The following is a 23,786-nucleotide window of genomic DNA, read 5'->3' as shown; positions in this document are numbered from 1 at the left end:
AGAAAGTTTACATTCTCATTAGAAAACCGCAGCAGTCATGCCTCGAAGAGGAATGACATGCAAGGATTTCATGCAAGAAAGCCCCACACTCTAGAAAATAGATTGGAAAATAGGGGTCAGATAAGGGGTGGATTCAATTAGTTTTGACAATTCTACAATAGGGTTTTACGGTCAGAAGGAATCTATGTGAACCCCATCATCGCCACAATTGGTCTTTGATTCGACGGTAAAATTGCTCAAATACGCGTCATAATCGGCTTGTTCGTCAGTATAGGCACAATAGGCTTCTAGAGAACCGTCATCATCACAGGCGCCACTGAGCTGGTCATTTACATTTTGAAGCAAGCACAAGTCTTTGAACTGTTCAAAAATCGCTTCACAGCCTTGGCCAAATTTTTCCACTTTTACTATTCGTTCTATACGATTATCTAGACCAAACTTAAACTTTGCAGAATAAGATTTTTCATCGACAGAACAAGAAACAGCAGCTCCTTTTTCGACCTCATAGACCTCAATTTTACCTTCAGTCTTTTTGTCATATCCTTTTGTTGTAGCATCAATGACATACTCTTTAGTAGCATTACTGGCAAAATCAATGTTGACAGAAACCGTTAGCTTTTCTTTAACCACAACAATATAAGTTGCATGCGCATTCCCCGAAACATGCTGCGTAACAGAACTGGAACTCAAAGAAGATTCCGGCGGGAAATTAATCCAAACGCTGCTCGAGGAACTATTGCTTGAAGAATTTTGTTCCTCGCTAATACCCGCCATGGGATTGGCGTTCGGGTCAACAGTTCCACTAGAGCATGCAACCAATGCAAGCCACGAGATGAATCCGATTATATAAAAGCTCTTTTTAAGCATGTTTCTTCCCAATTATTTTATTGGTGACGGGAAAAAATTGAAAGTTTATTCTGCACACTTGATCAAAATTACCACATTCATTCGCAATTGCAACAACTTTTTTGCAACAAGCCTTAATTTCTTCGACAATTCTCTTATAAGCGTCCTGATTTACGCCAAGAGTAATGCCGTTAAAGAAACGTTCACTTGCTGAATAGCGGTCTACGGCACGGGCAGCCATAATTGCCATCTCTTTGTGCATAGCACGGATAGCAATAGGGAGCGCTTCCTTGGAACCGATAACCGTCTGCGCCGTCTGCGTGTAGACTTTTTCGTCTTCCTTTTTCAAGAAGCCGGCCTTCACGAGAAAATTGAGCACATCGCGAACTTCTTCGGCAGAGACGTATTCCTTGCACTCCTCGGCAATGTCGCGAGGGGTCGCCCCCGGCATGAGCGGTGCAAGTTCACGGATAACCGGATATTTCCAGGATTCATAATACTGGAACGCTTCTTTATCGACAACGCGAACTTCGTGCTCCAAGGCAATTCGCTGCATTTCGAGGAGCGCCGCACGCTGGGATTCGTTATTTTCGGCATTTCCAAATGCAACAAGCTGGTAAAAATATTGTTCTTCGTAGTCGACAAGTCCCATGGATTTTGCAACTTGGCACGCCTTGATTTTGCTGAGTTTGCTCTGTCCCATGCAAACGAGTTTCAAAAAATTCGGCGAAGAAAACCCGGCATTTCTGCAAAATTCGCGCCATGAGAACGAACCTAGACGTTTGCGTTCGTCGTAGTAATCCTGCAAGTAGAGGTGGTAATCCCGGTACTCAAAAATCGACTTCATAATACACAAAATAAATTTTTACAATTCTAAAAGCAATATCTGTATTATACACGCAACCATATTTTTAGGCTATAAAAGGGGTGATTTTATAAAAAAGCTCAACTTTTTAAAGCTATATAATACACCTTGTATAATAGAGAAAAAGGACGTAATTAGTATTGCCAATTCAACAAAAGGCGATATTATTTTATGGTAATGACACGGATGTCCTGATCAATCTTTAAAATATACCGGCCAGCTCGTGCCACGCGGTACCGACGGTTCATCCCCCAAGAACTCTGATAAAGCATTTTGCCCCGAGAATCGAAAACGGACACCAAGGCATTAAAATCAGGGGTCGTAATTTGAAGGTCACGTCCAACAACTTGGACATTGTGCAGTCCTATGTTTTTGACGCCCGACAAAACGGTTGTACCTTTACCCGTTGAATCAAGAGGCACCGCAAGACTCAACAAATCTTCCAAACACATATACTCCGCAAGAGACGCAATAATGGGCAAGCCTTTGTCAGCACATCTGGACCAAATTTTGTTATCCGCAGAAGCGTTTTGATTCAACAAATCCACAAAGTTGGAATTTTCCGCTTCGGTCTTCGAAACACCCTTAGTTTCGCTTATTGTTGCAAGCGAATCAATGGATGCCACGGTCTTCAATTTATCGCCATCAACCGCATATATTCGACTTAAAGACGACGTATCTTTAGCCATCCCCACCAAGGATCCAGCCATATTGTCGGACTGCACGGAAGCCATCGAATAACTGTTTGTAATGCCGGAATTATTCAACATGCCTACAATCCCGCCGGCAGCGGCACTATTTTCAACATTAGGACACGTTGCCTCTACAGTGCCGTAATTCACGACATTTTCGACAAGTCCATCTAAAGAAACGCCAACAATTCCACCGGCTTCCGGGTAGTTAATGACTGGATTTCCGGTATCGTAATCCTTACTCAATTCCGAGCTTGCCTGGGCTTTCATCGAACCATAGTTGGCACATTTTGAAACGGAGCCTTGGTAATTAAATCCAGCAATTCCGCCAACGCGAGCCTCGGCGTTCCGAGTTGACATTTCTGTTTTCGTATCCACATGGATGTTCCCGACATTGACACATTCCATGATTTTTCCGCCTGCATTATACCCGACAATACCGCCAATAGTTCCAGCTACACGAATGGACTTTGCTCCACTGCCGGACATAGCCGCATAATTAACGCAATTCGAAACTGTCCCGCCATTTTTCCCGACAATACCACCAACATAATAGCCTGTATATTCGCCTGTATGCGTTATAACTACTTTATTCGTTGAATGAGAAACAGTTCCCCGCGCATTCTGCCCCACAAGACCGCCAGCAAAACTCGTACGTTTTGCATTCATGCGGCCCGAAACAAAGCTGCTATCTACCGTTCCATTTAGCAAATACGCAACAATACCTCCCCCACAAGGCGCAATTTCATTGGAAAAGTCACTATTCATATCGATATTCTTGAGGTTCAGATTCTTTATAACGCCCTGACCGCCAACAATTCCAAAAAGGCCAAACATGCCATGATTCGAAACAGAACCAACGCTCTTAAGGCCATATATGGCATGGTGATTTCCGTCAAACACTCCCTTAAACACGATGCTGTCTGGGGCTCCAATAGCAGTCCAAACTGCAGAGCTTACACTTGCAGAATCCTTGCCCATGAAGATATCGTTTTCGAGGACTGCATTTATGGAATCATTGCCAGCCTCAATTTGAGCCTTGAACCAGGCCAGTTCTTCAGGACTTGTAATAGACCAATAAATTTTTCCGCCAACCTCTCGCGAAGAAGACGGTTGAGACGCATCACCCGACCATTCTGCAAAACAAAAAGCAGAAAGGATATACAGAATGCCAATAATTCTTTTCACTTCACTCATATCAACGTCTCACTACAATTTTACAACAAAATATAAAATTTCAAAAATGATGACCAAATATAAAATTAAGAGACGGTTTACGCCGTCCCTTATTATACCGAAGCAAAATTTAAACACCTATTCTTCGTCAGGATTGAAATGATTTTCGAAGCTTTTGAAAAGCGGACCCCAGTAATAATTATAAATATCATCAACCTTCACATAGGTTGCTTCGTTTTCATTATTCCATGCCTTGTACTTGGTCACTTTTATGGTGCATGATTTTTCATCACCCTTTACATCAATATAGTAGCGGTGCGTTATTTTGCCCATGCCTCCGCTATAGTTAGTTACATTCCCTGTACGGTAGCCTGTATATGTGGCATAAACTAAAGCGTCATGACGTTCTGTCACAATTCGCCCGTTTTCGGCATCTTCTTTAGTCAGCGCAACCTTTTTCTCGGCAAACGCCCCTTTCACCGCATTGAAGCAAGTTCCAACAGGCTGGTTATAACTTTTAGTAAGGTACTGGTCATAGAGATTGGGATCATCCAATTGCATGGTTTTAGCACATCCAGTGAGAAGCGCAAATACAACCGTCAAAACAGGAAAAAGTTTTTTCATAGGGGGCTCCCTCTTTATATTTGAATATCCTACAAAATAATATAAATAAATCCCCGCCGATGAGGCGGAGATTTTTATTCAAAACGATGCCAGGAAATATCCGCGGGGTGACTTTGTTAGCGAACTTGAACTTGCAAGACGCTATTTTTGCATTTGGCGATGTAGTTGCCTTGGCGAAGACCGTTCAAATGCATTTCGGTCTTTTCGGAGGTCGACACGCCGACGCTACGGACAAGGTTTCCGTTCATGTCGAACAGCATAATCTTGCCAGAGCCGTAAAGCACATTGCCATTGCGGTGAAGTTTCACTTGGGCACCCGCGAGAACGGTCGGCAAAGCAATTGTAGCCGAGCTGCTAGACTGCGTAATTTCGCTGGAGCTAGACGATTTCGGCTGCACAGCGGAACTGCTAGACTGCGTTTCCGAGCCGCCATTGATAAAGTCTTCGACGTGCGTGACGCCATTGTTCACGTAATTGCCGAGACCATACACACCGCGCATGGCGTTGATAACGTCTGTTTCGAGAACCTTGCCCACCGGTGATGATTGACGGCGGATGTAAGCCATGTTGTCGTAGCCCGAATTGCTTTCGTTGCCCATGTCCCAAAGAATCGGCGTGAGGCCATACTGCTTAGCAGCAGAAACAACATCCTTGTGCCATTGTACACGGCCCTGCTTGTGGAGATTCAAATCGGAGCCATTCAATTCCGGAGAGCGAACGTTTGCACCGAACTCGCCGACAATGACCGGATAGCCCTTGTCCACGTAATTCGTCTTCATCTTGGCGAACTGTTCCTGCGGATGCACGATGCTCCCAAGTTTGGAATCGACAGAGCCAGCCCAGGCGTTATAACCCGCATTGCGTTTGGGTTCGCTAGCCTTGGTGTAATCGCCGTAGTAGTATTGCGGTTGAATCGGTTCGCTGGCGCCCCAGTCCTGAGGACTTGTCATAAGCGTGTACTGGTACGGATCGTAGTAATGCACTTCGAACATCAAGCGACCTTCAACCTTATCCTTCGGGAAGGTGCTTACCGGAGCGCTTGCGACGGACTTGTCGATGTCAGTATTGAGGCCCTGGATAATCAAAGTACGGGTTTCGTTGTTGCCACCCGTAGCACGTACTGCGTCAATGAACGTCTGGTAGTAATGCATAAGCGTAGACACATGCTGCGATGTCCACGTGTTCACATTCGGACCGGGTTCGTTTGCACCCGCGAAAAGCAAGCGTTCGTTGTAGTTTTTAAACTTGTTCGCAATCTGCGTCCAGTAAGTCTTCATCTTGTTGTCGATGGTGTTATCAACGCTCGTACCGATGTTGCTCTGGAACCAGCCACCTTCACCTTCGTGGTGGATGTTCAAAATCGTGTAGAGGCCAGCGCGCATGGCATAATCAACAACCGTCTTCACGGAATCAAGCCAAGTTTCGGTGACCTTGCCACCGCTAGTGTGACTGTCCCAAGCGCAAGGAATACGCACCGTATTGAAGCCCGCCGCCTTCACGGAATCGAGCAAAGCCTGAGTCGGGTAAGGGTTGCCCCACAAAGTCGGGCTGTTCGGCACTTCCATCGAGTTACCGATGTTGAAGCCCATGCCCATCTTGGCCTGAACATCCTTTGCGGTCGGAAGAGTCGCTGCAGAAACGGCGCCTGCAAGCATCGCTACGCCACAGGCAATTCCAAAAAATTTTGATTGAACCATAACATCTCCTTAAATATCCCCACTATGAATATAATCAAAAGATTTGCAAAAAGGCGATGTCACAAAAAAGGAAGAATTGACAAAAAGGAACGAAAGCAAAAAAGGATGGCCGAAGCCATCCTCTTTTAAAATGCGTAAGGCGATTCCGGCACGGAGGCCGGAATGACAGTCCAAGCAAGAATTACTTCTTCAAGAACTCGTTGATGCCTGCTGCGGCTCTGCGGCCCTCACCCATTGCCAAGATGACAGTGGCTGCGCCGAGCACGATGTCACCACCGGCGTAGACTTTTTCCATAAAGGTCTTGTTGGCGGTTGCATCTTCGAGAAGGATGTGACCCTTCTTGTCGACGGAGAGTTCCGGAGTGGTGTTGCTGATAAGCGGGTTGGAACCGTTACCAATTGCAACGAGCACGGTGTCGCATTCGATTTCAAAGCTTGCGCCTTCGACCTTGACCGGACGCGGACGGCCCTTTTCGTCGGGTTCGCCGAGTTCGTACTTGTCGACGAGCATGCCACGGACGTGACCGGCTTCGTCGCCAAGAATCTTGGCCGGGTTCTGCAAGACGCAGAATTCGACACCTTCTTCCTGAGCGTGGAGAACTTCTTCCTTACGGGCCGGAAGTTCGTTCATGCTACGACGGTAAATGATACGGACCTTTTCTGCACCGAGGCGGAGAGCCATACGGGCAGCGTCCATAGCGACGTTACCACCACCGAGGACGACAACGTTCTTGCCCGGCCACATCGGCGTATCGGCATTTTCCTTGTCGTAGGCGCGCATGAGGTTTGCGCGGGTGAGGTATTCGTTAGCTGCGAACACACCGACGAGGTTTTCACCTTCGATGTTCATGAACAACGGAAGACCAGCACCGGTACCGACGAACACAGCGTCAAAGCCATCCTTTTCGATGAGGTCCTTGAGCTTGCGGGTACGGCCAATCACAAAGTTCGTTTCGAACTTCACGCCCATAGCGGCGAGAGATTCAATTTCCTTGTCCACAATCTTCTTCGGAAGACGGAATTCAGGAATACCATAGCGGACCACGCCACCGAGCTTGTGGAAAGCTTCAAAGATGGTCACGTCGTGGCCTTCGCGGCGGACGTCAGCAGCGACGACCAAGCCGGCAGGACCGGAACCGATCACAGCCACCTTCTTACCCGTTGCAGGCTTAACAGCCGGAACGGAAGCACCACCGTTGTTGCGTTCATAGTCAGCAGCAAAACGTTCCAAGCGACCGATTGCGACAGCCTGGTTCACGTCCTTGTGCATCTTGCCCATGGTGCAGTTCATCTGGCACTGGCGTTCCTGCGGGCAAACACGACCGCAGATTGCCGGGAGCAAGCTCGTTTCCTTAATCTTTGCAATAGCAGCCTTGAAGTCGCCTTCGGCAATCTTTGCGATGAAGGCCGGAATGTCGATGTGCACCGGGCAGCTTTCGACGCAGAACGGCTTCTTGCAGTTAAGGCAGCGGTTGGCTTCCACAATAGCCTGTGCTTCGGTATAACCCTGAGCCACTTCTTCCATCACGCGTGCGCGATAGGACGGTTCGAGCTGCGGCATCGGCTGAGCCGGGATAGCAGTCTTGTCCTTCGGCTTGAGCGGCTTCGGAAGGGCATTAATCTTTTCAAGTTCCACCTTGGCGGCGGCGTCCAACTGTTCGCGAGTCATATGTTCAGACATTATTTGCTCTCCTTAGCCTTGGCATCGGCCATCTTATCAATGTTGCACTTGTGGCCGTCATTTGCACCGAAGCGGTGCATGGCTTCCTGTTCCTGAGGCTTGAAAGCACCCATACGCTGGAGCATGTTGTTCCAGTCGACTTCGTGGCCGTCGAATTCCGGACCATCGACGCAGACGAACTTCGTCTTGCCACCGATAGTGACGCGGCAACCACCGCACATGCCCGTACCATCGACCATGATGCTGTTGAGGCTAACGACAGTCTTCACGGCATACGGCTTGGTGGTGAGGGCGCAGAACTTCATCATAATCGGAGGACCGATAGCGATGACCATGTCCGGCTTGCCCTTGGTGTCTTCGCAAAGTTCCTTAAGCGGTTCAGTCACGAGACCCTTGCGGCCATAAGAACCGTCGTCGGTCATGAAAATGATGTTGTCAGCGAGAGCGGTCATTTCTTCCTTCATGAGGAAGAGGCTTTCGTTACGGGCACCCATGATGATAGTCACCTTGTTGCCTGCAGCCTTGAGAGCCTGAACGATCGGGTGCATCGGGGCAATACCGACACCACCGCAAACGCAGACCACGTGACCAAAGTTGTCGATATGGGTCGGAGAACCGAGCGGGCCAACCAAGACCGGGATATCGTCACCGACTTCGAACTTGGAGAGTTCGGTCGTCGTCTTGCCAACCGTCTGGAAAATGAGGGTGATAGAACCTTCTTCAGTATCGGCATCGGCGATGGTGAGCGGAACGCGTTCACCATTGTCCTTGTTCGTCTGGAGGATGATAAATTGTCCTGCCTTACGTTCTTGCGCGATCAGCGGGGCGTGGACGCGGAATTGGAATACCGCGGGAGATAACTGCTTTTTAAAGAGAATTTTTGCCATAATGCGAGGCAATATAGAAATTTTTTTTGACCACTGATAGTAAAATTATATGAATGAAAGGTAGCAAAAGCCCCGTTTTCGCAAACGCCCGATAATTCCAACCGATGCTATAGGTTTTACCAATAATTAATGTATATTTAGGTTCAAAGGAGTCATGAATCTTGAGAGTATCAACGAAAGGTCGATACGCCGTCCGCGTTATAATTGATATGGCAGAAAACGGAGAAACAGAATTCCACCCGTTGCACAATCTGGCGGAACGTCAGGGACTTTCTGAAAAATATCTCGAAGCGATTCTTGGAACACTCGTGAAAAACAATGTGCTCGAAGGTGCCCGCGGCAAAGGCGGCGGCTACAAGCTCGCGAAGCCGGCTGCTGAGCTCACGGTCTGGGAAATCCTGAACGTCATCGAGACCTCCATGGGACCTGTGGAATGCGTCACCGACGGAAAAAGCGGTTGCGACCGTGCAGACGTCTGCCCGACACTTCCGATGTGGAAGGACTTGGCCAAAATCATCAAGGACTACTTCACGGGAATTACCATCAGCCAGCTCGTGAAACAGAAGCCGACCAAAACGAAGTAGTAGTTTTTACTTCGCGTAACCCACTGGGTTGTTCAACAGCGGAGTTTCCGTATCGGACAACTTCAACAACTTCTTGATAGCAGGGGTATCCATCGTCATTCGCGGACGCGTGACAAAGCCTGCACCTGCGCAGAACAAGTTCACGTTCTCGCTTACGATACCGACATCAATAGCCATCGCAAGCTTTGCATGCGCATCGCTGCTCCCGAATTTCTTTTCGTCGGCCACAAACAAAAGGCTCACAGGCGCGGACTTAGCCCAATCTTGACGGTCGGCAATAAGCCCACGATGGTCACCCTTCGCCACCTGCTTCAAAGAATTTTCTTTGTTCAAATATTCCGAAACGCCCTTAGCCGTAAACACGAACAAGCGAACTTCCTGGAAGTTACGTGCTGTGGGCGACGTAATTTTGCCTTCGGCGGGGCGGTTCACCCCGATAGCCGCAAAGAGCAAGTTCGACAAGTCCTGGTCACTCAGCATTTTGTCGCTGAACTCATTGCCCGAACTGCGGCTCCAAAGAGCCTCCATCACATTCTTGCCGAGCGACTTGGCCGGTGCCGGAAGTTTCTGAACCTGAGCCATGGAAAGAGCGCAGCAAAGAAGCGTCGTCAAAAGCATGGAAAAAATTTGTCTTTTCATAAATTTCTCCTTGGTGAAATGGCATTGATAATACCAAATTAAATATACCCTTTTTATGAACAACAAAATAGGATAAACTAAGAGTTCTTAATCAACTCTGCAAGTTCATCCTGTGCGGCGAGGTTGTTTGCATAATTCCGCATGACAGATTTCATGTCGAGAAGGATGCAGTGGATTTTGTGGTAAGGCTTTGAACGGTCTTTCCAATCGCCGTAAATGTAGCCAGCGCGCTTCATTGCATAAACGTCATTGCGAGGGAGCTCCGTGACCGCGGCAATCTCATCCCATTTCCCAGCGTCCGCACAATACGGCATAATGAAAGCATTGTAAACCCCGTGCGATGTCATCCCCGCGAAGGCGAGATCTTCTATTAGGGAAAGCGTCTGGATTCAAAGTTGGTTGTAGTATTTTTTTAAGTTTTCCTCACATCATCAATTATTTTTTTTAATTGTTCTGGCTCAAAAGGCGGATTTTGACGATGCAGCATTGCATGACAATTGGGGCATACAGGAATCAAATCCTTGATTGGATTTATCTTGTAATCTTTCCCAATTTTTGAAACAGGAACTATATGGTGAACATGTATAAAATCCTGACCGATAGGACCGTATTTAGATCTAAAGTCAAGTCCACATATCCTACACTGATACCCATAATAGGATAAACATAATTCTCTATTTATAGGATTTCTTTCATATCTAGTTGCTCTGACCTCAAAAGGACTACCTTCTACGAAGCCTTCTATTTCCGGTTCCTTTTCAGAAATTGTTAATAAGGAAAAGATTAGGCAATACGCTTGCTTGGTCCATTCACAAATTACTTGATATTCGTCGTACAAAGACTCGCTTTCGATAATGGGAATTTTTGTAATTCGACAAGAAAAAGTCCTCCAATTATAAGACCATAGCGATGGATTGATTTTCTGAACATTATTTCCATTTACTGAGAAAACGAGCTTAACTCCAGTGCGCTTCGTTATTGTCTTAGTATAATCAAGGAATCTTTCTATTTTCTCCGTTGAAGCAGAATTCATTTCATGAACAAGCGCACCAGCATGGAGTTGTGGCTTGATTTCAATAACTATACGTATCGAATTTGAAATATATGTGACTACATCAAAGAAAAGAAAACCATCATTTTGCGGACATGAAATAAAAATTTCCGTCCCATCACGGTTTTCGGTCCGGACATCAAAAGGCATTGAAAATGTAATCTCTAAGAACTCTTTTAGAGAATCCGGTGACAAAGTCATTTTTCATCCTCGTCAATTTCGGGATCCGGCAAATCAGCAACCAATTTCTTTAATATTCGTGATACGGTGAATCGCATATCTTCATAATTTTCAATACTTGCTTCATTACAGGTTGAATTTTCTGCTTCCGCCAAAGACCACAACAAATCATCAAGACCCTCGACAACAACACTCTTAGCCAAAATAGGTCCATATATTTTTTTATAGAACGGATGGCTTTGGTTAATATTTACAGCATGCTTTCCATTTACCAAAGCAGGCTCCCAAAGAGCTCCACCATCAATGTCATCAACAGGAACGACTCTATTTTGCTTTGGATCAACTTCATTTACAATAGTTATCGTTTTTGTAAATTCGCCTCTGTTGTTTTTTACAAGAGCTTCGTTTTCATTTCCTGTTGGCGTAATGTTAGAGGATTCAACAGAACTCCCCTTTGCATCAATATTACTGTTTGCCGGAGCATGGGCGTCTTTTCCCGTTGTCGAAATCTTTTTCGTTTCTCCGTCACGATATCTCTTTTGCGCCTCTCTTCGTGGTGCAGCCAAGAATTCCATCAAGAAATTTTCGATTTCCGAAATCAAAAGAATTCTCGACTTCTTTATATCCACATTCAAGAATTCATCTAATTCATGGGTGAACGAAAAATCGACTCGTAATAGAGAATAGTGAGGTTCCTTTGTAAAGAAACCCAGCCAATCACCATAATGTATTAAACGATTTTCTCGATAAACGTAAAATCCCTGATAATCATTATTGCCGCGAGCCCTATCGCTTGCTTCCTTAGAGCTGAATTCTGACTTTCTAGGAATAATGTGAGCCGCAATCTTAAACGATCCTACTTTACGACCATCAACTTCTATTGGTACATTTTGCGTTTGGACGTTTTCTGATTTTTCTTCTTGTGTGCAGAATGGATCCCAAGGTTCCAGTTTCTCATCGTTAACATAGATTTCAACATCAGAAGCTCTTGAGTCCTTTTCATCAAGGAAACGCTGAAACACCATTGATAAATGGAACTTTAGATCGGTAATTTTCTTTTGAAGCGCTCTTTTGGCAGTACTATCACTTTTATATTCTTTTAAAAGACGGTCTACCTTATCCCAAACAACAAGTGTTCCATGGCCATCAATCGCAACACTATCAAAAAAATCGATTTCATCAGAATCAACCTCAAGTATCTTTAAAGCCCAAGAATTCTTTTCACAAATATGGTCTAAATCCCACTGAACCTTTTGAAGTTTATCTTCTCTAGTTTTTTTTGATATCACAGAAAGTTGACGACAAAATGCTGTTGAAGCTGTTTTTAAGCCCAAACCAAACTTACCCAAGCTACTTTTATTTTCACGTTCTTTGGATCCATATTTCATTGCATTTTTTAACCCATCTAGATCCATACCGATACCATTGTCAGCAACACAAATACTTACATGTAGACTTGGATCTACATCAACACGAACTAACACTTGGGTTGCATTCGCAGCAATGGAGTTATCCACAATATCCGCTATTGCAGTATTGAAATTGTAGCCTGTATCACGTAGGCCATTAACGATTCGGTCTGGGTCCGGAAGAAGTTCAAAGTCTGACATGTGTGAACGCTCCTTTTTTTAAATAGGTAATTTGTTTAAGATTTCAGAAATCAACTTTTTATTATGAATTGTATTACTTTCTGTTACAATAACATCTGCTATGTCCTTTTTCTCATCCAACTTATTTTGAATGATTTCTTCTATCGTGTCCTGATAATACAATCGATAAACAAAAACATTTTTCTTTTGTCCATTTCTATACGACCGTGCGGTAGCTTGCGCTTCCAAAGAAGGATTCCACTCTAAGTTATAGTGTATAACATGGTTGGCGCCGGTTATATTCAACCCAACTCCAGCGGCTCTTGGATTAAGTAAGAGGATCTCCGATTTGTCAGACGCATTAAATGCATCTACAATTTTTTGGCGTTCTTCTATTGGAGTACTTCCATTAATTTCAGAAGCTTGGATTTTCCATCTATTAATAAAATCCGTCTTCATCAGCTCAAACATTTTGACATATGAGGTAAAAATCAAAACTTTTTCCCCACAATCAATTATATTCTGCATAATTTCACATAGACGTTGATACTTCACCGATATATTACAAGGGTCCTTTTCATTTTTTTCTGGAGATACAATAAAAGGATGGGTACAGAACATTCTTAAGTTTGTAAACATTCCTATGCTGATATTTTCAGAATCACCCTGTTTTATCTCGTTAATGTAAGAAATGTACCTTTCGCTTTCTTCCCTAGACATTCGAATAGGTTGATTAATTTCAACCTTTGCAGGCAAGTCATTGGAAACGTTCGTCACAACCCTTCTTATCATCAATGTTGAAAGGAATGATGCTATTTGTTTTCCACCATTCACATCATCCGAATATTGCTCGGACAATTCCTTGGCATTATTAAAAATGTTCGGTTGAATGAATTCCAATAAAGACAGAACATCGCTAATATGATTTTCAAAAGGAGTACCCGTTACAGCGATACTTTGATTACGCCGAATGGCCTTACACTTTTCCGCTCGTTCACTATCAAAATTTTTTATGTTTTGAGCTTCGTCAAGAATGACTATATTCCAGCAAATCATATTCATGAAGTGAATATCATTGCACAAGGTTGAGTAAGATGTAATTACCACATCGTAATCCATAAAGGTCTTGTAATAACCGGTTCTATCACTACCATGATGAATTAGAGTCTTTAATGTCGGCGAAAATTTTCTACACTCGTTCACCCAATTGTCCAACAAAGAAATGGGTGCTATAACTAAGGCAGGTCCTCTATCGAATCGCTTTTCCAATGTCAATATTGCAATTATTTGTAGTGTTTTGCCAAGACCCATTTCATCGCCAAGAATGCAACCATGCGTTTGCTCAAGCATAAAAGCCATCCATTCAAAACCAATTTTTTGGTAAGGATACAAGGTTGCGTTTAGTCCTAGCCCGTTCAACGGAGAACCATCATTAGGAGTTTTTAATAACGAATAGGAATCAACATTGTCCTCAAAAAGAGGTCTTTCGAAATTAAACTTCTTTAGTTTTAAATATTGGGAAAGAGAAATGGTACCAGAAGATGTAACGTCAACTTCATCAAACACCTCCTGAAATTCATCAACATTGGATATAAAAAACCATCGATTCTCTACAACAATAGAATCGATGATTTTTCCTTGACATAAAATCACCGACCAACGATTTCCATTTTTCTCCACATATGGGGATAGCGTGAAATCATTATTGTGACAGGCTAGTTCTACTTTAAGAGTGCAATTAAATCTTGAAAACTTTAAATCTGGAATATCTAATTCAGGTGAACCACATTCACAACCATTTATGTAAACGTTTCCACAAGATTCTCTAGCCGAAACAATATTTGATGCCGATGGAAAATATATGCCATCCGCCATACTAATCGCAAGATGATTGTCTTTTAAGATCCAACGGCAAGCCATGCTTATTTCCTTGATTGAAATCTTTGGAGACTCGCAATACTTATATTTATAGGCGATGCGTCATACTGAAATTCAACATTTTCTTTTAAGGTTATTTTTTTAGGGACAATTTCTTCTACCAACTCGTTTACTTCCAACACAGTTGCTTTCTTTTTGAAATCTGCCGCAATGCTGCTTATATCAGAAGCTGTTCTTCTGAGAAGATAATTTGAAGCATAAGCATTCACAATTTCGGCCACATAGCCATGAGATTCATGGACGAGATTCAATTTGTTCAAAACAGGGGAAACGTAAAAATCATTCCTGTCAATTGTTTTTCCGCCATCCCACCAAGAGTAATCACTTAAAAATTTCCACAAATATTCAGCCGTTTTCACATAATCGTCACGACCAGGAAACTGCCTTTCTAAAATTCTAATAGCACATCGTTCGAAATGTTCTTTTTCGCTATTACTACCTCTACAGTTTTTTATATAATCTTTTATATTGGTACTTAAACTTGAGCATATATCCACTGCATATTCTTTGTACGTAAAAAGCTCTGTACAAAAATCCACCACATAAGAAGCAATGACAAACCATTGATTGGGCAAGAAGATGTACTGATTCTGTTTTGTTGTAATTATGGATGATTTTGACAGATACTCAATCTCGCAACCTTTCTCTGCCAAATATCGACGATAGTTATCCTGAAAATCATTTTTTAGTGAAAACTCTTGCCATTGGAACTCATTTTGATACCGGAATTCCGCACTCTTCATGACAACGTTGAGATTTTTTAATATATGAGTTTGCGGCATATACTCACCCCTCTAAAAGTTGATTCTTGATTTCTTTGGCAAGTCGTTTGATTACCGGAACAGCAACACTATTTCCGAATTGATGATACGCTTCCTTTCGAGAAACCACAATCTTATACGGCACCTGTTCCGATATCTGATCATGGTGATTGGTTTCCCATCCGGCACCAGCAATGTTGTAACCTTGCAAGCGTCCTGCTTCTACAGGAGTCAGCGTTCTCGGATTTTTCCCTTCAGCAGATTGGTCTATTAGAATCTCGCTGCCGTCTTTCCAATACCTTGCAGAGATTGTACTTGCATAGGGAGAATCATCATTGAATAGAGAATACCCGAAACCCTTGCCATTTTGACGGTTTCGTTCTTTCCGTTTCTGATGACCTTCCCACATTCTATCACTAATTGTGTAATGGAGGTCTAAGCTATCTTTAGGTTCAAAGATGTCCGATACTTTAGTCTGTTTTGCTTTTTCTTTTGCTTCATCAATTGAGTAAAGGGTCCTTCCCTTTTCGTCTATGCCATAGGGGAATTTGAAATTTTTCGCTTTGACAGATTCTTTATTCCATGCGACAATAAAAAGACGCTCCCTGTTCTGCGGGACGCCAAAATACTTTGCGTTCAGAACTTCAATGGAGTAGCGATACCCGAGTTCTTCTAACGTGGCTAAAATCACTTTCAATGTATTTCCATGGTCGTGATTTTTGAGACCTTTCACGTTCTCAAGCAAAAGAACTTTGGGTGGGCTTTTTTTCGCTTCTTTTGTTTTGATAATATTGGCGATATTGAAGAACAGTGTTCCGCGAGTATCTTCAAATCCGCGACGAAGTCCGGCAATGGAAAATGGTTGACAAGGAAAACCGGCGCAACATACGTCAAAATCAGGAATTTCCTTCGGGTCAGCTTTTGTTATATCGCTATTGAAATTCTTATTATCGTTTTTGAAAAGTTGTGGAGCAATTTTCTTATAGTTGGCTTCATAGGATAAGCGAGCGTTTTCATCCCACTCACTGGCAAATACGCACTTGCCGCCGACACTATGCATTGCCTGATGAAATCCACCAATTCCTGCGAACAAATCAATAAAAGTGAATGTTGTCGCTCTGGGCTTATTCTTTGCCGTTGTCTTGGCGCTTTTCTCGGGCATCTTTTCGCTCCGTTTTGAAAGTGAACGAGTTCACTCTCACGGGAGCGGTTCTGGCCGATTCGCTTAGCCGGGGTGCAAGCAAAAAAAACGGCGGGGAGCCGACTCACTCCTCGCCTAAAAGCGCGACATTTTCAAAAGAATACAATACACCCGCACAATCTTGCAATGGATTGCTTCACCCTTTCAGGGTTCGCAATGACGTTGCAAAACATCCCGGGCGGATACAGCACGCCCAGGGTACACTACGCCCATGCAATCCACGGGCGATGGCGAGTCATTGTCTTATTCTCGTTGTTGAAATTGTCGAAGTTCCAGATAGAGGACAAGAGCAAAACTCAGCGAGTCTACCCCTGTTCGGCACTAGTCCAGTCTTTTTTGGAAACAAAAAAGGCGTGGAGTTGAATGCATTTACCTACCTGAGGCCTTCGACTGCCCACAACGAATAAACGCAAACAACTCACGCCCCAAAAGGTCGTGCGGCATAAACAAATACAAATTTGCTATGTAACCAAACGATGCGGCAGGCGGTGACCTGTCGCAGACGTGAGCGTCCGTCTTGTTCCCGTTGTTGAAATTGTCGAAGTTTCAGATAGAGAACAAGAGAAAACTCTATTTTACGGGTGAAATATAGATTATTCCGATGTCAAAAGGTGACGCCACGCTCGGAAGGCAAGAAAAAAGCGTAAAAACGCAGAATTCAACCGCCTGCAGGGGTCGATTTTCCTCGAAATTATCAAAATTTTCGCGAAAATCGCCAATTGTCATAATGTGACATCCGAAGAATGTATATTTGTATCGAGAACACTTTACCCCGCCTTTTTTTGCTTGTAGGCGGAAGGAGTAGAAGATGGCTAGAAAGACCGAAAAAACGGATGATATCGCACTTAACCCGCTTATGGAGTCGGGCATCGGAAAGATGATTCAAGTCATTCGAGGCAAGCAAGTGTTGCTAGACCGCGATTTGGCAACGCTTTACGGGGTGGAAACGAAGCGTATAAATGAGCAGGTAAAGCGCAACATTGAGCGCTTTCCTAAAGATTTCTGCTTTCAACTGGATGCCACGGAGCATAAATTTTTGAGATCGCAAATTGCGACCACAAAAACCGAAACCAGAGGAGGCCGACAATATTTTCCATATGTTTTTACCGAACAAGGCGTTGCGATGCTGTCTTCGGTTCTAAAAAGCGAGACAGCAATCAAAGTCAACATAGCCATCATGCGGGCTTTCGTGCAATTGCGTCACCTTATGATGGGTAACGGCGGTCTTATCAACCGTCTTTCAAATGTAGAAGCAAAGGATTTGGAACAGGACAGCCGCTTGACTGGTCATGACGAGCATCTGCTTGACCATGACCGAAAATTTGACGAACTTTTCGAGGCGATGGACCGTGGCGAGCTCAAAACCAAGGGTTTATTTTACAACAACCAGGAGTTCGATGCCTATGTATTTGTCTGCGACCTGATTCGTCAGGCAAAGAAAAGAATCGTACTTGTCGACAGGTACGTGACTGAAAAAACGTTGACCATGATGCTCAAACGGGAAAAGGGCGTTTCTGTGACAATCTACACCTACGACAAAAGCAAAGTCCTTGAAATGGACCTAGCCACTTACAACGAACAATATCCTGACAGCCCGATGCAAGTCTTGCCAAGTTACGGAATGCACGACCGATTCTTGTTCATAGACGATACGGCCTACCACTTCGGGGCTTCGCTCAAGGACCTTGGCAAGAATACGTTCTTCTTTACGCAGGAAGATTTCACATTGGACGAAGTGCTGAAGGAATCGCAGAAGATTCAGGCAGAAAAAGAAAGCCAGGCATTACAAGGTGACAATGCGGATTAGAGTTCTGCGGGGGGTTATTTTCCTCATTTCACTTCTCGGATTGCAATTCCAGCAAATCGGCTTGCAAGGAACCATCGTTCGGGTAATATTTAAGCGCGACATTCAGCAGGCGCACAGCCTCATCGTCGCGTTTTTGCGCGTGGGCATCGTAGGCCATATTCTTGAAGCCAAAGACTGCTTCGGAGTTTCCGTTCTTGGCGGCAAGTTCGTAAGCTGATTCCGCACGATCATAGAACTTGGCATCGTACGCGAGATTGCCCATAAAGATTGCAGCATCAGAAAAATCGGGTTTGATTTGCAGAATGTTATTCAAGATTTCCATTGCAATGTAGGGCTTTTTGTCTTCGGCGAGGACATCGGCAAGTTTATACATAATCTGCACATCATCGTTTTTGATGCTGAGCGCTTCGCGGTAGGCATTTGCACTTTCGTCATAATTTTTGTTCAAACGATGAACATCACCAAGATAAACCAAGAAATCCGTTTCTTCGGGATGGAGCGTGTAGCCTTCGCGGATTACGGTGACGGCTCGGTCAAAATCGTTCAAAGCTATGTTTGCCTCGGAGAGCTGATAAACTATGCTAATGTCATTTTTGTCGAGACCGTAAGCATTTTCGATGGCACGGAGGGCACCAACTTTGTCGCCAGTTTTGGAATAGGCTTCGCCTAGATAGAGCCAGCCAGAAATGTTGTTCGGGTCAAGTTTTAACGCCCTGTGATAAACGGCAATACATTCGGGATATTGTCTGAGGCGGAAATAGACGCTCGCCATGTTGAAAAGCGCAGGAGCAAAATTGCCTTCGGAAAAATCTACGGCTTTACGGTAAGCGGCGGCGGCTTCCGGGAATTTTCCCATTTGATAGTAGCTGTTCGCGACATTGAAACTCACGGCAACGGGATCGGCGCCGCGGTCTTGTGCTTTATGGTACAGCATAATAGCTTGCTTGAACTTTCCATCACGATAAAGGGCGTTTGCGCGTTCCATCAAGTCAAAGGAGGACTGGGCCGCAAACGACGACATTACAAAAAGCAAAACAAGAAAAAATGATTTCATACTAGTCTCTAAATTTCACTTCGAAGGGTTGTTCCATTCCGCAGAAGGCGACCGCCTTGCCATCTTTTTCGGCAGGTGCAAAAGTCATACGAGCGATAGCATCCTTCCCCGCTTGCGCAAGTCCCGAGCCTACCGGAGATTCTTCAATCACCTTGATATCGTAAGCGCGGCCGCCAACGTCAACACAAAAGCTCAAGCGCAGCATTGCATCAATTTCTCGGTCACGAATTTGCGGCGGCACCTGGAAATTTGCAATAGAGCGGCTTTCCGGTTTTTTATCGACATCGCCCTTTCCGGTAGACATGGCGCCACCACGGAAATCGGCCACAAGTTCGTCGCTAATAGCAGCACCAGCCGTACCCGAAGCAACACCAAGGTTCATTGCAAAACGCGGCCCCGCTTTGGGCGAGCGCGAATTGGACTTTTGGCGGTTCGGTTTGCGCGCGGTATGTTTTTTCTCGACTTTCTTTTCGACTTCTTCAATTTTCTTCACGGAGACTTCGGTCTTGACAAATTTTCTTTCATGGAATACTTTGCCGTTCAAGAACAAGTTCGCCATCGTCACAGAAAATACGAGAACCAGACTCGCGAGAATCGCTGCGAGAAGGATTGTAAAACGCTTTAAAAACTTTTTTATAAACTTTTGCATAATTAAAAACTTCACTGGATTCTTCGACTACACTTCGTTTCGCTCAGGATGACAAGATGCAATTTCAAGATTTTTACTGGATTGCTTCGCTACGCTCGCAATGACGTATTTTTGAACCCTATGGTCCTCAGGACGATTTTCCGCGAATGGCGCCCCCGGAACGGAGTCCGGGGTGACACAAACCGTCACTCGGCTTGGGCGGCGATGGAGACTTTCTTGACTCCGGCCAAATTGCACATATCAATGACCTGAACGAGCACGCCGGTTTCGGCTTCTTTATCCGCAATTACAACGGCTTCACGATCGGGCGCTTTCGCAAGCGACTGCTTCAAGATATCTTGCAGGCTCGCCAAATCCACCTGGCGTTCATTCATGTGGATTGTTCCTTCGCGCGTGATGGCAATGAGCAAGTTTTCTTTTTCAAGTTGGCTTGCAGATTGCGCCTGCGGTTTTGTCACATCCACGCCCGTTTCGCGAGTGAATGACGACGTCACCACAAAAAAGATGAGGAGGATGAACACTATGTCCATGAGCGGGCCCATTTCGATGCCCACGTCTTTCTGTTTTCTTCTCGGTAAATTAAAGTCCATAATAAACCTCTTAGATTGCTTCGCCGCTTCGCGGCTCGCAATGACGTAAAATGCAAGAGTCGTCTGCATAAGTTTCATTAATGCGAGAGTCATCAGCACGGGTTGCAAAATAGTTGTCAATCACAGTTGCGCCAAGTTCCATTTCCTGTTTCAAGATTTCAATGCGTTCGTCCAAACGTTGTTTCAAGAGCGTCAGCGGGAACGCAATTAAAAGTCCACTCTGCGTCGAAATCAGCGCTTCCGAAATTCCATCCGCCATCAGCACGGGATTCTGGTTACCGTATAGCGTGATCACTTCGAAAGTAGAAACCATCCCCGTGACTGTTCCAAGCAAGCCCAAGAGCGGAGCGGCAGCCGCCATCACAGAAACAATGTGATTTCCCTGTTCCATGTAACGCACGCTTTTCATCATACGCACTTGCATATAGTCGCGGAACTCATCATAATTTTTCCGAGCGACTTCAATTGCGTACGAAAGTTCTCGCGAGAGGAATCCACCACGTTTGCGAAGTTTTGTCAAAGTCACCTGAACACGCTGTTCATCAGTGCTAGACTCTGTTCCGTCACCAGCTTTTTCGCCAGTCAAGCTGCGTTGCATGCGCCTTACGACTTTATGAATATCATTCTTGAAAAAGTCGCTACCAATGCGCAGCCAGCTCGCAAACAGGAAGTAGAACCCGACAACACCCGCCAAGAGAATGGGGAGCATCACCACCCCACCCGCCTCATACGTATTCCGCAGGGATTCTATGAATATGTAATGAAAATCAGTCAACTTTTTCCTTCCCGAAGACTTTATTCATAAGCGAGGTGCTTTGTACATAGAGTTCGCTGGTAATCTTTTCAATTTTTTCGCTCAACAGGCCATGCAAAATCATCACGGGGATAGCGATGATTAAGCCGGTTTCAGTCGTGACAAGCGCTTCGGAAATGCCACCAGCGAGCACACGAGCATCATTTGTTCCAACTTCGGTAATCACGGTAAAGAGCGTGATGATACCAGTCACCGTACCCAACAGGCCCAAAAGCGGAGCGATAGTTCCCATCGCAGCCAAAAGGCCCATGCGACGTTCGAGTTTCGGCTGTTCACGGAGCAAAGCTTCTTGCAAGGCGCGTTCCGCATTTTCGCGTGTATCGTTCACCTTGTTGAGCACGGCAAACAGCACCATTGCAAGGCTCGTCTCTTTTTTAAGGCAAAGGTTTGCAGCTTCATTGTACTTTTTCTCAGCAACAAGTTCATTCATCGTCTTGGTAAAGCGACGACCGAGATGACCGCGATAAGAAAGCATCACGAAACGTTCAAGGAACAGGAGGAGCGCAATAATCGCCACAAGCATCAGCGGATACATCACGATACCGCCCTTCTTGAAGAACGCATGGAACTGTTCCGTCCAGGTGAGTTCCTTAACATCAGAAATAGAATTCTTGATAGCCTTATTTTGCAGCACATCCAGAGGAATTGCGATAGTCGCAGACTGATTGCCCGTTGCAGAACTCGTCACTGTTTCTGCCTGTTTCACAGCAGCCTTGATGTTCGTCGCCATTTCAGTCGGCAAACCTGCATTCCATTCAAAAATTTTTCCTTGCAATGCACCAGAACGCATCAGTGCCTGCACATCGCCATTGTCGTTTGCAACTTCACCGAGGAACACAGTTCCCAAGCGCATGCGAGTCACATTCACATCCGGGCGAGAGCCCACCTGCGAAACTTCATTGCCATAGAATTGCGTATAAGTGACTTCGTGACGTTTCAGCAAATCATCCATAAAGCCTTGTACCGCAGCAATCGTATTCGGCACCTTCTTTTCGGCTTCAATGTTCGCCTGCTTCAAGCGCAACAAGCGAGCGTTCATTCCGACCGGATAATCGCCAGCGACATCGCCAAGCGTCTTTTCAATCGAAAGTTTCACCTGCGTATTGAGGGCATCAAAGGCGATTTCTTCACTCTTAGATTTTTCTTCGGCTTCTTCGGTGATGTTCTTGCTCGACATCGCTTCTTCGGTGATGCGGCCAAGATCTGTCGAAAGTTTCGAATAGCGACCGTCAAGCTCACGCGTTTTGTTCTGGTGTTCTTCCGTCATTTGCGATTCCGCATAGCGATTGCTCCAATGCTTGGCATCGAGCTTTTCGAGGGAATCTGCTTTTTGCATACGGATGCGAGTGAGCGTTTCGACTTCGCGCTGCAAGTTGCGCACTTCGACTTGCAACAAAGAATCCTTGATGCGAGCTTCGTCTTCGGCGCTTTTCTTACCGTCATTAGACCACGGCCAAGCAAAGGCGGAGGAGGCGAGCAATAAGACAAATGCAAAAATGATTTGACGCATAGATTGCTTCGCCGTTTCGCGGCTCGCAATGACGTTTTTTTCTTCGCTCAGAATGACGCTTGTTTTCATTTTGCACCTCCCACAACAGACAAACTTACCGGCAAGTTCACAATCTGAGGAGGCTTTTTCGCCTGTTTCACATCAATTGCAAGTTTCACCGCTGCGCGTTCCTCTAGATTCAGGTTTTCATTCCATTCGTACACAACATTACCATTTTCAATCTTGCGTTCGAGGCGACCATACTGTGCGCCGTTTTCGTCCACATAAACCATCCACTGGTTACCAATGCGGAGGATCGAAGCGTTCACGATTTCGCCATCCTTGCGAGTCAATGGGCTATTGACAATCGCAACTTCGTCACCGAACTTGATTTCTTCATTCAGCAAGGACTTGAGGCGAGAAAAAGCTTCTTCTTCGGAAGCATTGCCGCTTTCGATTTCACGAGTGAGCGACTTGGCGCGATCCAGCCTGCTTTCGCGTTCCCACGGAAGAGTCTGTGCAATTTGCGATTCCAGCTTTTTGCTGATTTTTGCAAGTTCCAGGCGCAAGGCGCGGCGCTTCGCAGCCACATTTTCACTGCGATTCTTTGCACGGGCTTGTTTGTTGCGCTCTTGCTGGAGGCTTGCGGCCACCTTACGGATTTTCGCATTCAGGCTGTCGATTTCTGCAACGCGACGATCCGAATCCGCTTTGTAGCGCTGTTCAAGCACCTTATGGCGCGAAACATCCGCACGGAGCATCGAATCTGTCGATGCGATTTTCACATTCAGCTTTTGAATCTCGGAATTCAACTTTTCCTTTTGCATCTTCAAGTCACGAATCTCGGACTCGTAATCCGCAAAAGCATTCACCGCCAAAAAGGCTGACATCAAAATAATAACAAGTTTCTTTTTCATATTCACCTATGTAACACCTAAGCTACTTAAATCTGTCACCAGAAAAATGAAAATT

22 protein-coding genes are annotated in these 23,786 nt (G+C 45.0%); 2 read left to right on the top strand and 20 right to left on the bottom strand.

Annotation, left to right across the window (positions count from 1 at the left end; translation table 11 throughout):
* Nucleotides 1-171 precede the first annotated feature (171 nt).
* The 7 genes from BUA34_RS06035 to BUA34_RS06005 form a co-directional block, all read right to left on the bottom strand.
* Nucleotides 172-867: a hypothetical protein gene (locus BUA34_RS06035; protein ID WP_072827833.1), complete on the bottom strand. Its 696-nt coding sequence runs from the start codon at nucleotides 865-867 to the stop codon at nucleotides 172-174.
* On the bottom strand, nucleotides 860-1,693 hold the full coding sequence (locus tag BUA34_RS06030) for a TIGR02147 family protein (RefSeq protein WP_072827832.1): 834 nt from the start codon (nucleotides 1,691-1,693) through the stop codon (nucleotides 860-862). The genes BUA34_RS06035 and BUA34_RS06030 overlap by 8 nt, the downstream gene beginning before the upstream one ends.
* A 182-nt stretch (nucleotides 1,694-1,875) precedes the next feature.
* The gene (locus BUA34_RS06025; RefSeq protein ID WP_072827831.1) at nucleotides 1,876-3,600 is read right to left on the bottom strand and encodes a hypothetical protein; all 1,725 of its coding nucleotides are present in this window, start codon (nucleotides 3,598-3,600) and stop codon (nucleotides 1,876-1,878) included.
* A 117-nt stretch (nucleotides 3,601-3,717) separates the two neighbouring features.
* Complete coding sequence (locus BUA34_RS06020; protein ID WP_072827830.1) at nucleotides 3,718-4,203, bottom strand: hypothetical protein; 486 nt, start codon at nucleotides 4,201-4,203, stop codon at nucleotides 3,718-3,720.
* A 116-nt stretch (nucleotides 4,204-4,319) separates the two neighbouring features.
* Complete coding sequence (locus BUA34_RS06015) at nucleotides 4,320-5,900, bottom strand: glycoside hydrolase family 5 protein (protein ID WP_072827829.1); 1,581 nt, start codon at nucleotides 5,898-5,900, stop codon at nucleotides 4,320-4,322.
* 181 nt (nucleotides 5,901-6,081) lie between these two features.
* Complete coding sequence (gene gltA / locus BUA34_RS06010; RefSeq protein WP_015731852.1) at nucleotides 6,082-7,581, bottom strand: NADPH-dependent glutamate synthase; 1,500 nt, start codon at nucleotides 7,579-7,581, stop codon at nucleotides 6,082-6,084.
* Nucleotides 7,581-8,468 carry a sulfide/dihydroorotate dehydrogenase-like FAD/NAD-binding protein gene (locus BUA34_RS06005; protein ID WP_072827828.1) on the bottom strand — a complete coding sequence of 296 codons (888 nt, stop codon included), beginning with the start codon at nucleotides 8,466-8,468 and terminating at the stop codon, nucleotides 7,581-7,583. Before BUA34_RS06005 ends, gltA begins: the two co-directional genes overlap by 1 nt.
* Nucleotides 8,469-8,629: 161 nt before the next feature.
* On the opposite strand from BUA34_RS06005, the gene BUA34_RS06000 reads away from it, so the two are divergent.
* Complete coding sequence (locus tag BUA34_RS06000) at nucleotides 8,630-9,052, top strand: RrF2 family transcriptional regulator (protein ID WP_072827827.1); 423 nt, start codon at nucleotides 8,630-8,632, stop codon at nucleotides 9,050-9,052.
* Nucleotides 9,053-9,058: 6 nt separating this feature from the next.
* Here BUA34_RS06000 and BUA34_RS05995 read toward each other — a convergent pair whose 3' ends face one another.
* From BUA34_RS05995 to dcm, 7 genes are all read right to left on the bottom strand, one after another.
* A complete protein-coding gene (locus BUA34_RS05995) occupies nucleotides 9,059-9,691 on the bottom strand; it encodes a nitroreductase family protein (protein WP_072827826.1) in 633 nt (210 codons plus the stop codon).
* Nucleotides 9,692-9,768: 77 nt separating this feature from the next.
* Nucleotides 9,769-10,005, bottom strand: a complete 237-nt coding sequence (locus BUA34_RS05990; RefSeq protein WP_139255886.1) for a hypothetical protein — start codon at nucleotides 10,003-10,005, stop codon at nucleotides 9,769-9,771.
* Between the two features lie 98 nt (nucleotides 10,006-10,103).
* A complete protein-coding gene (locus BUA34_RS15720; protein WP_072827824.1) occupies nucleotides 10,104-10,943 on the bottom strand; it encodes an HNH endonuclease in 840 nt (279 codons plus the stop codon).
* Entirely contained in the window at nucleotides 10,940-12,532 is a 1,593-nt protein-coding gene (locus tag BUA34_RS05980; RefSeq protein WP_072827823.1) for an ATP-binding protein, read from the bottom strand. The genes BUA34_RS15720 and BUA34_RS05980 overlap by 4 nt, the downstream gene beginning before the upstream one ends.
* A gap of 18 nt (nucleotides 12,533-12,550) precedes the next feature.
* On the bottom strand, nucleotides 12,551-14,431 hold the full coding sequence (locus BUA34_RS05975) for a DEAD/DEAH box helicase (RefSeq protein WP_072827822.1): 1,881 nt from the start codon (nucleotides 14,429-14,431) through the stop codon (nucleotides 12,551-12,553).
* A 2-nt stretch (nucleotides 14,432-14,433) separates the two neighbouring features.
* Nucleotides 14,434-15,231: a hypothetical protein gene (locus BUA34_RS05970; protein ID WP_072827821.1), complete on the bottom strand. Its 798-nt coding sequence runs from the start codon at nucleotides 15,229-15,231 to the stop codon at nucleotides 14,434-14,436.
* 4 nt (nucleotides 15,232-15,235) lie between these two features.
* Entirely contained in the window at nucleotides 15,236-16,372 is a 1,137-nt protein-coding gene (gene dcm / locus BUA34_RS05965; protein ID WP_072827820.1) for a DNA (cytosine-5-)-methyltransferase, read from the bottom strand.
* A gap of 847 nt (nucleotides 16,373-17,219) precedes the next feature.
* On the opposite strand from dcm, the gene BUA34_RS05955 reads away from it, so the two are divergent.
* Nucleotides 17,220-18,218, top strand: a complete 999-nt coding sequence (locus tag BUA34_RS05955) for an ORF6N domain-containing protein (protein WP_072827818.1) — start codon at nucleotides 17,220-17,222, stop codon at nucleotides 18,216-18,218.
* A 28-nt stretch (nucleotides 18,219-18,246) separates the two neighbouring features.
* On the opposite strand, the gene BUA34_RS05950 is transcribed toward BUA34_RS05955, so the two are convergent.
* The 6 genes from BUA34_RS05950 to BUA34_RS05925 form a co-directional block, all read right to left on the bottom strand.
* On the bottom strand, nucleotides 18,247-19,272 hold the full coding sequence (locus tag BUA34_RS05950; protein WP_072827817.1) for a tetratricopeptide repeat protein: 1,026 nt from the start codon (nucleotides 19,270-19,272) through the stop codon (nucleotides 18,247-18,249).
* 1 nt (nucleotide 19,273) lies between these two features.
* Nucleotides 19,274-19,921 carry an energy transducer TonB gene (locus BUA34_RS05945; protein ID WP_072827816.1) on the bottom strand — a complete coding sequence of 216 codons (648 nt, stop codon included), beginning with the start codon at nucleotides 19,919-19,921 and terminating at the stop codon, nucleotides 19,274-19,276.
* A gap of 185 nt (nucleotides 19,922-20,106) precedes the next feature.
* Complete coding sequence (locus tag BUA34_RS05940; RefSeq protein WP_072827815.1) at nucleotides 20,107-20,511, bottom strand: ExbD/TolR family protein; 405 nt, start codon at nucleotides 20,509-20,511, stop codon at nucleotides 20,107-20,109.
* Nucleotides 20,512-20,521: 10 nt separating this feature from the next.
* Complete coding sequence (locus BUA34_RS05935; protein WP_254794348.1) at nucleotides 20,522-21,286, bottom strand: MotA/TolQ/ExbB proton channel family protein; 765 nt, start codon at nucleotides 21,284-21,286, stop codon at nucleotides 20,522-20,524.
* Nucleotides 21,279-22,904 (bottom strand): MotA/TolQ/ExbB proton channel family protein, encoded by a 1,626-nt coding sequence (locus BUA34_RS05930; protein ID WP_072827814.1) that lies wholly within the window; start codon nucleotides 22,902-22,904, stop codon nucleotides 21,279-21,281. The genes BUA34_RS05935 and BUA34_RS05930 overlap by 8 nt, the downstream gene beginning before the upstream one ends.
* Nucleotides 22,901-23,731, bottom strand: a complete 831-nt coding sequence (locus BUA34_RS05925; RefSeq protein ID WP_072827813.1) for a DUF3450 family protein — start codon at nucleotides 23,729-23,731, stop codon at nucleotides 22,901-22,903. Before BUA34_RS05925 ends, BUA34_RS05930 begins: the two co-directional genes overlap by 4 nt.
* Nucleotides 23,732-23,786 lie beyond the last annotated feature (55 nt).

Source organism: Fibrobacter sp. UWB12 (assembly GCF_900142485.1).
Lineage (GTDB): Bacteria > Fibrobacterota > Fibrobacteria > Fibrobacterales > Fibrobacteraceae > Fibrobacter.
This window is presented reverse-complemented; position numbering and strand designations above follow the sequence as displayed.